Source organism: Pseudomonas psychrophila (genome assembly GCF_001043005.1).
Lineage (GTDB): Bacteria > Pseudomonadota > Gammaproteobacteria > Pseudomonadales > Pseudomonadaceae > Aquipseudomonas > Aquipseudomonas psychrophila.
This window is the reverse complement of record NZ_JYKZ01000019.1, coordinates 1-13,307: the sequence shown is the minus strand read 5'-3', so window position 1 is coordinate 13,307 and position 13,307 is coordinate 1. Positions and strand designations below refer to the sequence as shown.

Below are 13,307 nucleotides of genomic sequence, written 5' to 3'. Positions count from 1 at the left end.
CGTCCGGTGCCTGCGTGGCTCGCGATTCATTTTTTTGCGGGCCTTGGGGCTCGCTCCTGCAAAGTGTAAAAACGGCTGTCTATGAAAACCCCTCTCTGGTTTCCCCAAAGTTTCTTCTCTCGCACTCTCTGGCTTGTCCTGATAGTCGTTCTGTTTTCCAAGGCGTTGACGCTGGTTTACCTGCTCATGAACGAAGACGTATTGGTCGACCGCCAGTACAGTCACGGTGTGGCACTGACCCTGCGCGCCTATTGGGCCGCTGATGAGGAAAACCGCAACAAGATTATCGATGCCGTTGATCTGGTACGCGTCGTGGGCGGTGGTGTGCCTGAGGGTGAGCAACACTGGCCTTACAGCGAAATCTACCAACGTCAGATGCAAGACGAACTTGGTCCCGATACCGAAGTTCGCTTGCGCATGCATACGTCTCCTGCTCTGTGGGTGCGTGCGCCCAGCCTGGGTGAGGGCTGGTTGAAAGTGCCGCTGTATCCGCATCCGCTTCGCGGGCAGAAAATCTGGAATGTGCTGGGATGGTTCCTGGCAATCGGCTTGTTATCCACAGCATCGGCATGGATTTTCGTCAGTCAGCTCAACCAGCCGCTCAAGCGTCTGGTGTATGCAGCTCGTCAACTGGGGCAGGGGCGCAGTGTGCGCTTGCCAATAAGTGACACTCCCAGCGAGATGACCGAGGTGTACAGCGCCTTCAATCAAATGGCTGAAGATGTCGAACAGGCAGGCCGTGAGCGTGAACTGATGCTTGCGGGCGTGTCCCATGACCTGCGAACACCGTTGACCCGTTTGCGCCTTTCTCTTGAGCTCATGGGCAACCACAGCGACCTTTCAGACGATATGGTGCGTGACATTGAAGACATGGATGCGATTCTCGATCAGTTCCTGGCCTTTATCCGTGATGGACGTGACGAGCCGGTCGAAGAAGTTGATCTGTGTGATTTGATCCGCGAAGTGGTAGCGCCCTACAACCAGAACGGTGAGCAGGTTCGCTTGCGCTTACAGCCGATCCAGCCGTTTGCGTTGCGGCGGGTATCGATGAAACGCCTGCTCAACAACCTGATCGGCAATGCCCTGCACCATGCGGGCGAAGACGTTGAGGTTGCGGCTTATGTGTCTGGAGACGTCAGTGCACCGTACGTGGTGCTGAGCGTGATGGACCGGGGCGCAGGCATTGACCCTTCGGAGCTTGAAGACATCTTCAACCCGTTCATTCGTGGTGATCGTGCTCGTGGTGGCAAAGGCACTGGGTTGGGACTTGCGATCGTGAAGCGGATTGCCTCCATGCATGGCGGCAATGTCGAGTTGCGCAACCGCAGCGGCGGCGGGCTGGAAGCCCGTGTACGCCTGCCGCTGGGGCTGATGTTGCCAAGAGGGGCTGTCTAGCTTTTTCTGGCTCTGTGGGAGCGGGCAAGCCCGCTCCCACAGGGTTTGATGCGTGGTTAGCCTTTGCCCTTGGTCCGTGTCATATGCGGGCTGCTGTTTTTTTCCAGATGTTGAATGATGATCCCGGCCACATCCTTGCCAGTGGTGGTTTCAATCCCTTCCAGGCCCGGCGAAGAATTGACCTCCAGCACCAGTGGACCATGGTTGGAGCGCAAGATATCGACCCCCGCCACACTCAACCCCATGACCTTGGCCGCACGAATGGCGGTCATGCGCTCTTCAGGAGTGATCTTGATCAGGCTGGCGCTACCGCCCCGGTGCAGGTTGGAGCGGAATTCGCCAGGTTTGGCCTGACGCTTCATGGCCGCGATTACCTTGTCGCCAACCACGAAGCAGCGAATATCGGCGCCACCCGCTTCCTTGATGTACTCCTGCACCATGATGTTTTGCTTGAGCCCCATGAAGGCCTCAATCACTGATTCGGCCGCAGTCGCAGTTTCACACAGCACCACGCCGATGCCTTGGGTGCCTTCCAGTACCTTGATCACCAGTGGCGCGCCGTTGACCATCTCGATCAGGTCGGGAATGTCATCAGGGGAGTGGGCAAAACCGGTCACCGGCAAACCCAGGCCACGACGCGACAGCAGTTGCAACGAGCGCAGCTTGTCGCGTGAACGGGCAATCGCTACCGACTCATTGAGCGGGAAAACACCCATCATTTCGAACTGACGCAGCACCGCGCAGCCATAGAATGTGACCGAGGCGCCAATACGCGGGATCACGGCATCGAAGCCTTCCAGCGGCTTGCCGCGATAGTGAATCTGCGGCTTATGACTGGCAATGTTCATATAGGCGCGCAGGGTATCGATCACTACCATTTCATGGCCTCGTTCGGTACCGGCTTCAACCAGACGACGAGTGGAATACAGACGCGGGTTACGCGACAGCACAGCGATCTTCATGCAACACCTGTGGCAGAGGTAGTAGTGACCGGAAACACCGGCTTGTCTTGAACGTATTTATGTTCTGGATTGACGACCAGTTGGCCGTCAATCAGGGCTTTTGAGCCCAGTAATAAGCGGTAGCGCATCGATTTGCGGCAGGCGAGGGTGAACTCGACCTGCCAGACCCGATCGCCCAGCGCCAGGCCGGTACGGATGACATAGCGAACCTGGGTGTGACCATTGGAGCTTTTTATGGTTTTTATGGCCACCAACGGGGCTTCACAGCGGCGGTGGCGCAGCTGTACCAGCGTGCCCAAATGGGCATTGAAACGTACCCACTTTTCACCCTCGCGCTCAAAAGGCTCGATCTCGGTGGCGTGCAAGCTGGAGGTACTGGCACCGGTGTCGATTTTCGCCCGCAGGCCGGCAACTCCCAAATCGGGAAGCGCCACCCACTCGCGCAGACCGACAACGGTCAAGTGATCAAAAGTCTTCAATATAAGTAACCAGCGATTAACGTATTCAGGCTGCAGGAGAAACCCTGCAGGTAAAACAATCGGCGATGCCGACTTGGCGGTGTAGAAAGGGTATTCACGCAGAATATCCGGTAAATGGCGACAGTTATCTACGTGTACGCTGTTCAGCAGGCAGGCATTCTATCGGGCTGATTGCTTCAGTTGTTCATCGTAAGTAGTAGTACAGTTCTGAATATTCAAATGAAGAGGAATTCCAGTGGCGCAAAAACAGGAAGAGGACGACAAGGTTCGCCTGGACAAGTGGCTCTGGGCAGCGCGCTTTTACAAAACTCGTGCACTGGCCAAAGCCGCGATTGAAAGCGGCAAGGTGCATTGCCGTGGTGAGCGCTGCAAACCGAGCAAAGAGCCACGCTTGGGCGATGAGTTGCAGGTCCGTGTAGGTCTTGAAGAGCGTACTGTGGAAGTCAAAGCGTTATCAGTGGTGCGTCGAGGCGCTCCCGAGGCTCAATTGTTGTACGCCGAAACCGAACAAAGCATCGCCAAGCGCGAAAACGCGGCGGCTATGCGCAAATCCGGTGCAATGGGCATCAGCACCGATGGAAAGCCAACCAAGAAACAACGACGCCAATTGCATCAATTCCATGACGCCAGTGGTGCCGAGTGAGCTGACCGCTGTTCGCAAACCGTACGTCGAGTCTGTGTGCGCATAACTTGTAATCATCCCTGCATGGCGCCATATAAGGTCCTTAGACCTGCACGACATTCAACGATCCGTACACATTTTGTCACCAATTCAGAACCTTATTCTTATGTCCGACATACTCAAAACCGATGCCACACAACGCTTTATGTTCGATACCAGCGACGCCCGCGGCGAACTGGCTTCGCTGGAGCACAGCTACGCTGACGTGTTGGCCAAGCACGCTTACCCACAGCCGGTCCAGCAGTTGCTGGGCGAGCTGATGGCCGCCGCTGCGTTGCTGGTGGGCAACCAGAAAATCGATGGCTTGCTGAGCCTGCAGGCCCGTTCCGAAGGCCCGGTTCCGCTGTTGATGATCGAGTGCACCAGCGACCGTGAGATACGCGGTCTGGCCCGTTTCGACGCCGACAGCATTGCTCCGGATGCCACTCTGGCCGATCTGCTGCCTAACGGCGTACTGGCCATTACCATTGATCCTACTGTTGGCAAACGCTACCAGGGGATTGTGGACCTGAACGGCGAAACCCTGGCTGACTGCTTCACCAACTACTTCGTAATGTCTGAGCAAGTGCCAACCCGCTTCTGGCTGGTTGCTGATGGCAAGCGTGCCCGTGGCATGTTCCTGCAGCAGTTGCCTGCCGACGTGGTCAAGGATGAAGACGAGCGAGTCGACAGCTGGGACAAGTTGCTGATGTTGGGCGATACCCTCAAGGCTGAAGAGCTGCTGGGGCTGGACAACGAAACCATCCTGCACCGTCTGTATCACGAAGAAACAGTGCGCTTGTTTGACAACGAAGCCATTGAATTCAAATGCAGCTGCTCCCGTGAGCGCTCGGGTAATGCCCTGACCAGCCTGGGTCATGAAGACGCGTTGACCCTGGTTACCGAACATGGCGGTCATATCGAAATCGACTGCCAGTTTTGTAACGAGCGCTACCTGTTTGATGCCGCCGATGTCGATCAATTATTCGCTGGCGCTGGTGTCGAATCCCCTTCTGGCACTCATCACTAAAACGATTCAGCCTAGGTAAAACACCTGTCAAACCCCGTTCTTGCGCGGTTCTGACAGGTGGGCCCTACTCTTTTTGGGGTTTTCTGGCATAATCCGGCCCACTTTTTTCGCGGTAGTAGTGCAAACTTTTCTACTACAAAACGTTTGGCGCACTCGGCCAATGGCCGACGGGGAACCTCATGACGCAAGCTAATAACGCCGTGTACACCGATCTGAGCATCGACGATCTGGTCAAAGAAGCCCTGAGCCGTGGTGAAGGCGAGCTTGCCGACAATGGCGCACTGGTTGTCGAAACTGGCCACCGTACAGGCCGTTCACCGGCTGACCGCTTCATTGTTGAAGAACCGTCCACTCAGGCATCCATTGCCTGGGGCCCGATCAACCGCAAGTTCCCGGCCGACAAGTTCGATGCCTTGTGGGACCGCGTCGAGGCTTTCAACAACGCGCAAGAGCATTTCGTTTCCCACGTGCATGTAGGTGCTTCCGAAGACCACTACCTGGCCGTGAAAATGACCACCCAGACTGCCTGGCAGAACCTGTTCGGTCGTTGCCTGTTCATCAATCCGGCTCAGTACAACCCGGCCGGTCGTGAAGAGTGGCAAGTGCTCAATGTGGCCAACTTCGAGTGCGTACCTGAGCGTGATGGCACCAACTCTGACGGTTGCGTGATCCTCAACTTCGCCCAGAAAAAAGTGCTGATCGCCGGCATGCGTTACGCCGGTGAAATGAAAAAAGCCATGTTCTCGGTACAGAACTTCCTGTTGCCTGCTGCTGACGTATTGCCTATGCACTGCGCGGCCAATATTGGCGAAGAAGGCGACGTGACCCTGTTCTTCGGCCTGTCGGGTACCGGTAAAACCACCCTGTCCGCCGATGAAAGCCGTTACCTGATCGGTGATGACGAACACGGTTGGGGCGAAGGTGTGGTGTTCAACATCGAAGGTGGTTGCTATGCCAAATGCATCGACCTGTCCGAGAAGAACGAGCCGGTCATCTGGAAAGCCATCAAGCACGGCGCCGTGCTGGAAAACGTTGTTCTCGACGATGCCAAGCACCCTGACTATGCCGATGTCAGCCTGACCCAGAACAGCCGCGCAGCTTACCCTCTGGAGCATGTTGCCAAGCGTTCCGAGAAGAACCTGGGCGGCGAGCCAAACGCTGTGATCTTCCTGACCTGCGACCTGACTGGCGTATTGCCACCTGTGTCGATCCTCAGCGAAGAACAGGCGGCCTACCACTTCCTGTCTGGCTACACCGCATTGGTGGGCTCGACTGAAATGGGTTCGGGCAGCGGCATCAAGTCGACGTTCTCCACCTGCTTCGGCGCACCGTTCTTCCCGCGCCCGGCTGGCGAATACGCTGAGCTGCTGATCAAGCGCATCCGCGGCTTCGGCTCCAAGGTGTACCTGGTTAACACCGGCTGGACCGGCGGTGGCTACGGCGTTGGCAAGCGTTTCAACATCCCGACCACCCGTGGCGTGATTGCAGCGATCCAGAGCGGTGCTCTGATTGGCGTAGAAACCGAGCACCTGGACACCATCAACCTCGACGTGCCTTTGGCCGTGCCGGGCGTTGACACTGTTCTGCTCAACCCACGCAACACTTGGGCAGACAAAGCTGCCTACGACGAAGCTGCCAAGGCATTGGCTGGCCTGTTCGTAGAGAACTTCAAGAAGTTCGACGTCAGCGACGCGATCAAGGCAGCGGGTCCGAAGGCGTAAGCATTCGGTCAGTGTGTTGATCCATAAAAAAGCCGCCTGAGAGGGCGGCTTTTTTGTGCCTGTGCAGTTCTTGTGGGAGCGAGCCCGCTCGCGAAAGCATCACCGAGATCATTCGGATAAACCGCATCGCCTGCATCGCGAGCAGGCTCGCTCCCACAATAATCCCTGCAAGGCTCGAATTCTGTAGGCGCCAAAGTTGAAGTGGGAGCGAGCCCGCTCGCGAAAGCATCACCGCGATCATTCGGATAAACCACATCGCCTGCATCGCGAGCAGGCTCGCTCCCACAATAATCCCTGCAAGCTCGATTCTTCAGGGCGCCAAAGTTGAAGTGGGAGCGAGCCCGCTCGCGAAGGCATCACCGCGATCATTCGGATAAACCGCATCGTCTGCATCGCGAGCAGGCTCGCTCCCACAATAATCCCTGCAAGCTCGACTCTTCAGGGCGCCAAAGTTGAAGTGGGAGCGAGCCTGCTCGCGAAGGCATCACCGCGATCATTCGGATAAACCGCGTCGTCTGCATCGCGAGCAGGCTCGCTCCCACAATATTCCCTGCAAGGCTCGAATTCTGTAGGCGCCAAAGTTGAAGTGGGAGCGAGCCCGCTCGCGAAGGCATCACCGCGATCATTCGGATAAACCGCATCGCCTGCATCGCGAGCAGGCTCACCACAGAACGTTTCGCCTAAGCTTCCAGGCTTTGCGTATCCCAATGGCCGCTTCTGATCGCCGCGTACAGCATGCCGATGGTCAAGGGTACTTTGCCCTCGCGGCCCTTGGCCTTGCGCTTGAGATGCGGGTCGTTGCCCGCAGGCTGGAAGTAGCGGTAGGCATCATAGTCCGCCAATTCGAGCCCGAAACGCTCCTCAAGAGCTTCCATCAAATGCTGGGCATCGGTGCCATTGCAGCCAAGATCTGCGTTGATCGCGGTTTTTAGGCTGATGGTTTTGTGTTCCGGCAGGCCGATTTCTTCATGCAGCAACTGCATCAGCTCGCGCAGGATGGGGGTGTCCGGGAGGTCGGTGGCGAGTTTCATTATCAAAAGTCCGAAATGAGTTTCAAGGAATCTCTCCTGGCGAATGACTCTTCAACCAGTCAGCCAGTGCTGCGTTCATGCGTGTTTGCCAGCCGGGGCCGGAGGCCTTGAATTGCTCTACGACTTCGGGAGCAAGACGGATGGTGATTCGTGTGAGCACTTTGTCCGCCTTGGGTCTGCCGCGTTTAATCAACAGCGGACCTTTGAACTCGTCGGCAGCTTCAAAAAAGGCTTCTGTCAGTTCGGGCGCGTCATCCGGGTCAACCCAGTCGATGGGCGTAGAGTGCTTGTTCGCGCTCATTGGCTTTCCTCATGGAAATAATACGGCGGTCCGCGCCGCGCGGTGTCCAGACCAAAACAATCATGCGCTCCTGTAACAGGCCGATGCTGATTAGTCGGACTTCGCTGTAATCCTGGCGTGAGTCTTCAGATGTGAAGTGATGACCTGCAAATAGGGTTTTTGCGTCAGCGAAATCAAGGCCTCGCTCGATTAGCGTCTTGTTGCGTTTGGTGATGTCGTAGGTTATTTGCATCAATTTATCGTATGCACAATAAATACTACTGGCAAAATCCAGTTGTTGCCAAACTCTGCGTTTTCTCCTGACAAAGGGTTATTCAAGGCATCTTGGCTCGACCCTGTATCATCCCCTCTCAATTTGCCCCCGGCCTTTTCTCGATCGGCTGCAAACCTGGCGTAGAGTTTTGCGCTTTGCAACGGTCAAAGGAGTGACAGTCATGCACAACACCCTGGAACAGGTCTTCGGTTATCCACAGTTTCGTGCCGGGCAAGAAGCGGCGATCAGTGCCGTGTTGGCCGGGCGTTCGGCGGCGGCGATTTTCCCTACGGGATCGGGTAAATCCCTGTGTTACCAACTGCCGGCGTTGCTGTTGCCTCACCTGACGCTAGTGGTTTCGCCGCTGTTGGCCCTGATGCAGGACCAACTGGCTTTTTTGCAGCGCCACGGGATTGCAGCGGCCAGCATCGATTCGGCGCAAAGCCGCGACGAGGCAAGCGCCGTCATGGCCCGGGCGAAAGCGGGCGAGTTGAAGATCCTGATGATTTCGGTCGAGCGCCTCAAGAACGAGCGCTTTCGTAACTTTTTGCAGCAAGTGCCGATTTCCCTGCTGGTGGTGGACGAAGCGCACTGTATTTCCGAGTGGGGGCATAATTTCCGTCCGGACTACCTGAAGCTTCCGGACTACCAGCGCCAGTTCAATATCCCGCAAGCGCTGCTGCTGACAGCTACCGCGACCCCGAATGTGATCGCTGACATGCAGGTCAAATTTGCGATTGCCGAGTCGGACGTCATCACCACCGGTTTCTACCGCGCCAATCTCAATCTGTGGGTCGAGCCCGTCACTGGCGCCGCCAAGCGTCAGCGCCTGGTGCAGTGGATGGGCGAGCGTATCGGCCAGCCGAGCATTGTGTATGTCACGCTGCAAAAGACCGCCGAGCACATTGCCCAGCACTTGAACCAGAACGGGATCAGCGCCAACGCCTATCACGCCGGTTTGCCCCACGATCAGCGCGAGGGCATTCAGCGCCAGTTCATGGGCGGGCAGTTGAATTGCATCGTTGCCACCATTGCCTTTGGCATGGGCATCGACAAGAGCGACATCCGCAACGTGGTGCATTTCGACTTGCCCAAGTCGATCGAAAACTACAGCCAGGAAATCGGCCGCGCCGGGCGCGATGGCGATCCCTCCGAGTGCCTGGTACTGGCCAATCGCGACAGCCTCAACGTTTTGGAAAACTTTGTGTACGGCGACACGCCGGAGTTTCAAGGCATTCGCTGTGTGCTTGATGAGTTGCGTGAGGTGATTGCTGAAGGTCAGTGGGAATTCATGCTGCTGCCTCTGTCCGATCAGAGCAACATTCGTCAGTTACCGCTCAAGACTTTGTTGGTCCAGTTGGAACTGCGTGGCCTGATTGCCCCTCGCTATGCCTATTTCGCCGAATATCGTTTCAAGTTCCTGATCGAACCCGATGTGTTGCTGGCCAAGTTTGAAGGCGAGCGTCAGCAATTCGTCTCAGCCATCATTCAGACTTCCAGTCGTGCCAGAACCTGGGCCACGGTGAATTTCGACGCGCTGTACAGCCAGCATCAGGCCGACCGGAACCGGGTGGTCAAAGCGCTGGATTACTTTCAGGAGAAGGGTTGGATCGAACTTGAAAGCAAGCAGATGACCGAGGTCTATAGCCTGTTGGTTCAAGATTTTGATGCCCAGGCTCTGAGCCTGGAGCTGCATGCCTACTTCACGGCTCACGAGCGTGGCGAGATTACGCGGATTCACGCCATGTTGGCGCTGTTCGCCAGTGAAACCTGCTTGAGCTACCGGCTGGCGCAGTATTTTGGGGATGAGCAGGCGCCGCAGCAGTGCGGCCATTGTTCAGTGTGTGCAGGGCAGGTCGCTCACTTACCGGAGCCACCCGCACTGATGCCGCTTGTGGATAAAAACTTCGAAGCGCTGTGCGGTGCTTTTATCCACAGGCATCAGGAGTTCACGGGAAGTTATCCCCCGGCAGAACGCCTGACCCGGTTTTTATGCGGGATCAGCGTGCCGATGTTCACCAAGATGAAAGCGCGTGCCATTCCAGGTTTTGCGGCATTGGAGAACTACCCCTATGCCGAGGTCCGGGAATGGGCGGTGAAAGGGCTGAGTTAACAGGTAGTCGCTGCCGCAGGCGGCGAGGGCGACCGCAGGTTTTTGTTACCCCAACAACTCGCGCAGCACCCGGGTGAAGTCGCGGCAACTGACTTCTTCATCGGCATGACGGCCGTCGCGCACCACCCACTGGCCGTTGACCAATACGTCACGCACCTGACGGTCGCCGCCAGCAAACAGCCAGCGGTTAAGAATCGCATCGTCCTGAGCCGTGGCCAGGTACGGGTCGTTACCGTCAAGCACCAACCAGTCGGCGCGCTGGCCCACGGCCAATCCGGCAACCGCCTGGCCCATTGCCTGAGCGCCGCCCACCAGTGCCGCGTCGTACAACGTTCGGCCGATCATTGGCTGATCGCTGCGATACATCCGGTTGCGGCGCTGATCGCGCAAGCGCTGGCCGTATTCCAGCCAGCGCAGCTCTTCAACCACGCTCAGGGACACATGGCTGTCCGAGCCAATGCCCATTCGCCCGCCTTGAGCAAGGAAATCCACGGCCGGAAAAATGCCGTCACCCAGGTTGGCTTCGGTGGTAAGGCACAACCCGGCCACGGCCTGGCTCTGCGCCATCAGCTGGACTTCGGCAGCGTTGGCGTGGGTCGCATGCACCAGGCACCAGCGCTGATCGACCTCGACATTGTCGTACAGCCACTGGATCGGACGCTTGGCGCTCCAGCTCAGGCAATCGTCGACTTCCTTTTGCTGCTCGGCGATGTGGATATGCACCGGGCAGGTCGTGTCACTGGCCTGCAGCACTTCGTGGATTTGCTCGGGGGTGACGGCGCGCAGCGAGTGAAAGCATAAACCCAGGGTTTGTGCCGGCTGTTGGGCCAGCAGCGGCTTTAACTGCTCCTGCAGCTTTAGATAGTGCTCGGTGCTGTTGATAAAGCGTCGCTGACCGTCATTGGGTGCCTGGCCGCCAAAGCCCGAGTGGCTGTAAAGCACGGGCAGCAAAGTCAGGCCAATGCCAGTGGAGCGTGCCGCTTCGCTGATGCGCAGCGCCAGCTCTGCCGGATTGGCATAGGGCTGACCTGACAGATCGTGGTGTACGTAATGGAATTCGGCTACCGAGGTGTAACCTGCCTTGAGCATTTCGATGTACAACTGACGAGCTATAACGCCGAGCTGCTCAGGGCTGATTTTTCCGACGAGCCGATACATTAAATCGCGCCACGTCCAGAAACTGTCGTTGGGATTGCCCGCCACTTCGGCCAAACCGGCCATGGCCCGCTGGAATGCGTGGGAGTGCAGATTCGGCATGCCCGGCAGCAATGGGCCGTTCAGCCGTTCGGCGCCGTGCGCGTCGGCATTGGCCTGGATTCGGGTCAAGTAGCCATCGGCACCGACCTCGATGCGGACATTGGTAGCCCAGCCTGTAGGCAGTAGCGCGCGCTCGGCAAAGAAGACGGACATCGGTTCGGTACCCCATTGCTTGTAATTTGTATATACATATACAGACGTTTGCCTGCTCGGTAAACTCCGGCAAGCTACGACTCTTAACTCATTACCAAGGATTGCCTGTGTCGACTCCGCCTGTCGTGTCCCCGCTGGCCGCCCACATGGGCGATAGCCCGGCCCCGCTTTACGCCCGAGTAAAGCAAATGATCACTGCGCAGATCCAGAGTGGAAACTGGCCGCCGCATTATCGTGTGCCCTCCGAGAGCGAGCTTGTGACCCAACTGGGTTTCAGTCGCATGACCATCAACCGTGCGCTGCGTGAAATGACCGCCGACGGCTTGCTGGTGCGCATGCAGGGCGTGGGCACCTTTGTGGCTGAGCCCAAGACGCAGTCCGCGCTGTTTGAGGTCAACAACATCGCCGATGAAATCGCAGCTCGTGGGCATACGCACAGCTGCAAGGTCATCAGTCTGGGTGAAGAAATGGCCGGCTCGGAACGTGCCGCTGTGCTCGACATGCGTGAAGGGCAGAAAGTTTTTCACTCACTGATCGTGCACTACGAGAACGGAATTGCCGTGCAAATCGAGGACCGTTTCGTCAATGCCCTGGTGGCACCGGATTACCTCAAGCAGGATTTCACCCAGCAAACGCCTTACGCCTATTTGTCCCAAGTCGCGCCGCTGACTGAGGGCGAGCACGTGGTTGAGGCGATTTTGGCTGACCCCAAAGAGTGCAAGTTACTGCAAATCGAGCCCGGCGAGCCGTGCCTGCTGATTCGCCGCCGCACCTGGTCGGGTCGTCAGCCTGTGACCGCCGCCCGATTGATTCACCCCGGTTCCCGTCATCGACTTGAAGGACGTTTCAATAAATGAGTCAGCCTGTAGTTTTACGTGCCGTCGACTACCCGCGCATGCCGTGGAAAAACGGCGGCGGTAGCACTGAAGAAATCACCCGTGACGCAGGCGAGGGCCTTGATGGCTTTGGCTGGCGCCTGTCGATTGCGGACATTGGCGAGTCCGGCGGCTTTTCACGTTTTGACGGCTATCAGCGAATCATCAGCGTGCTGCAAGGCGCAGGCATGAACCTGCAAGTCGACGGTGTGAGCACGCGGGCACTGTTACCGTTCGATGCTTTTGCGTTCAAGGGTGAAAGCGCCGTCGCCTGCACCCTGATCGATGGACCGATCCGCGACTTCAACCTGATCTACGCCCCGCAACGCTACACCGCGCGGCTGCAATGGCTGGAAGCGACAACCCCGCAGCGCTTGTTCAGTTCGGCGCATACACTGGTGGTTTTCAGTGGGGGTGAATCTGTACACGTGGCCTTGGGTAGTCGCTGTCACGAACACCTGGGCCGTTACGATTGCCTGCAACTGAGCGGCAATCGCGAGTTGCTGGAAGTGACGGTAACAGGCTTGTGCTGTGTGATTGAGTTGAGCACGGTCTAACTAGCCATGTAGTCGCTGCCGCAGGCTGCGAAGGGTTGCGGAGCAACCCGTTTTCTTGGGCGCCCACGTCCCGCTTCGCAGCCTGCGGCAGCGACTACACACGCTACACGCTCTGTTACCGAACGCCCCAATTCAGCGCGCGCACCCTCCTCAGTAACACTCCTGCGAATCATTCGTTCTCTTCTCACAAACCTGGCGCACGGTTTTTAGCCTGTGTTTTCGGGCTCTCAAACTTTTTCATTTGCGAATTTCACACATTGGCCGCTAACTTGCATATGCTTGTATGTACAAGTACATAAGTGTGCGTCGATCCTCTTCTCACACCCGACGCATCCGACTATCGCTGAGGAGTTACCCGTGACTTCAACTACCCCAAAATCGCCTGCTGAGTTCACCCGTCACCGTGATGGTGAAATCCGCGCCGCCCGTGGCACCCAGCTCACTGCTAAAAGCTGGATGACCGAAGCGCCGCTGCGGATGTTGATGAACAACCTCGACCCGCAAGTGGCCGAGAACCCG

The 13,307-nt window shown here is 57.3% G+C and carries 14 protein-coding genes; 8 read left to right on the top strand and 6 right to left on the bottom strand.

What is annotated here, in order from left to right:
- Positions 1–81 precede the first annotated feature (81 nt).
- A complete protein-coding gene (locus TU76_RS23625) occupies positions 82–1,395 on the top strand; it encodes an ATP-binding protein (RefSeq protein WP_019821770.1) in 1,314 nt (437 codons plus the stop codon).
- A gap of 56 nt (positions 1,396–1,451) precedes the next feature.
- Here TU76_RS23625 and rimK read toward each other — a convergent pair whose 3' ends face one another.
- Together rimK and rimB are read right to left on the bottom strand one after the other, a co-directional pair.
- Positions 1,452–2,357, bottom strand: a complete 906-nt coding sequence (gene rimK / locus TU76_RS23620; RefSeq protein ID WP_016783140.1) for a 30S ribosomal protein S6--L-glutamate ligase — start codon at positions 2,355–2,357, stop codon at positions 1,452–1,454.
- Complete coding sequence (rimB, locus tag TU76_RS23615) at positions 2,354–2,836, bottom strand: retropepsin-like aspartic endopeptidase RimB (RefSeq protein WP_019821767.1); 483 nt, start codon at positions 2,834–2,836, stop codon at positions 2,354–2,356. The genes rimK and rimB overlap by 4 nt, the downstream gene beginning before the upstream one ends.
- A 235-nt stretch (positions 2,837–3,071) precedes the next feature.
- Here rimB and TU76_RS23610 point away from each other — a divergent pair, with 235 nt between their 5' ends.
- From TU76_RS23610 to TU76_RS23600, 3 genes are all read left to right on the top strand, one after another.
- Positions 3,072–3,479, top strand: coding sequence for an RNA-binding S4 domain-containing protein (locus tag TU76_RS23610; protein ID WP_019821766.1), 408 nt, complete (start codon positions 3,072–3,074; stop codon positions 3,477–3,479).
- A gap of 145 nt (positions 3,480–3,624) precedes the next feature.
- Complete coding sequence (hslO, locus tag TU76_RS23605) at positions 3,625–4,527, top strand: Hsp33 family molecular chaperone HslO (protein ID WP_019821764.1); 903 nt, start codon at positions 3,625–3,627, stop codon at positions 4,525–4,527.
- A gap of 179 nt (positions 4,528–4,706) precedes the next feature.
- The gene (locus TU76_RS23600; RefSeq protein WP_019821763.1) at positions 4,707–6,248 is read left to right on the top strand and encodes a phosphoenolpyruvate carboxykinase; all 1,542 of its coding nucleotides are present in this window, start codon (positions 4,707–4,709) and stop codon (positions 6,246–6,248) included.
- Positions 6,249–6,928: 680 nt separating this feature from the next.
- Here TU76_RS23600 and TU76_RS23590 read toward each other — a convergent pair.
- From TU76_RS23590 to TU76_RS25010, 3 genes are read right to left on the bottom strand one after another with little or no spacing between them, the layout of a single operon-like run.
- Complete coding sequence (locus TU76_RS23590; RefSeq protein ID WP_048352596.1) at positions 6,929–7,279, bottom strand: DUF1493 family protein; 351 nt, start codon at positions 7,277–7,279, stop codon at positions 6,929–6,931.
- Between the two features lie 22 nt (positions 7,280–7,301).
- A complete protein-coding gene (locus tag TU76_RS23585) occupies positions 7,302–7,580 on the bottom strand; it encodes a BrnA antitoxin family protein (RefSeq protein WP_046810581.1) in 279 nt (92 codons plus the stop codon).
- A complete protein-coding gene (locus tag TU76_RS25010) occupies positions 7,540–7,812 on the bottom strand; it encodes a BrnT family toxin (protein ID WP_082136561.1) in 273 nt (90 codons plus the stop codon). The genes TU76_RS23585 and TU76_RS25010 overlap by 41 nt, the downstream gene beginning before the upstream one ends.
- 202 nt (positions 7,813–8,014) lie before the next feature.
- On the opposite strand from TU76_RS25010, the gene TU76_RS23580 reads away from it, so the two are divergent.
- On the top strand, positions 8,015–9,946 hold the full coding sequence (locus TU76_RS23580; protein WP_048352595.1) for a RecQ family ATP-dependent DNA helicase: 1,932 nt from the start codon (positions 8,015–8,017) through the stop codon (positions 9,944–9,946).
- Between the two features lie 45 nt (positions 9,947–9,991).
- On the opposite strand, the gene TU76_RS23575 is transcribed toward TU76_RS23580, so the two are convergent.
- Positions 9,992–11,356, bottom strand: coding sequence for a formimidoylglutamate deiminase (locus TU76_RS23575; RefSeq protein WP_048352594.1), 1,365 nt, complete (start codon positions 11,354–11,356; stop codon positions 9,992–9,994).
- A gap of 146 nt (positions 11,357–11,502) precedes the next feature.
- Here TU76_RS23575 and hutC point away from each other — a divergent pair, with 146 nt between their 5' ends.
- From hutC to TU76_RS25290, 3 genes are all read left to right on the top strand, one after another.
- Entirely contained in the window at positions 11,503–12,213 is a 711-nt protein-coding gene (hutC, locus tag TU76_RS23570) for a histidine utilization repressor (RefSeq protein WP_173667408.1), read from the top strand.
- Positions 12,210–12,788 carry a HutD/Ves family protein gene (locus TU76_RS23565; protein WP_048352593.1) on the top strand — a complete coding sequence of 193 codons (579 nt, stop codon included), beginning with the start codon at positions 12,210–12,212 and terminating at the stop codon, positions 12,786–12,788. The genes hutC and TU76_RS23565 overlap by 4 nt, the downstream gene beginning before the upstream one ends.
- A gap of 357 nt (positions 12,789–13,145) precedes the next feature.
- Positions 13,146–13,307: hypothetical protein (locus tag TU76_RS25290; RefSeq protein ID WP_151121094.1), on the top strand; the 162-nt coding region annotated here is incomplete at its 3' end.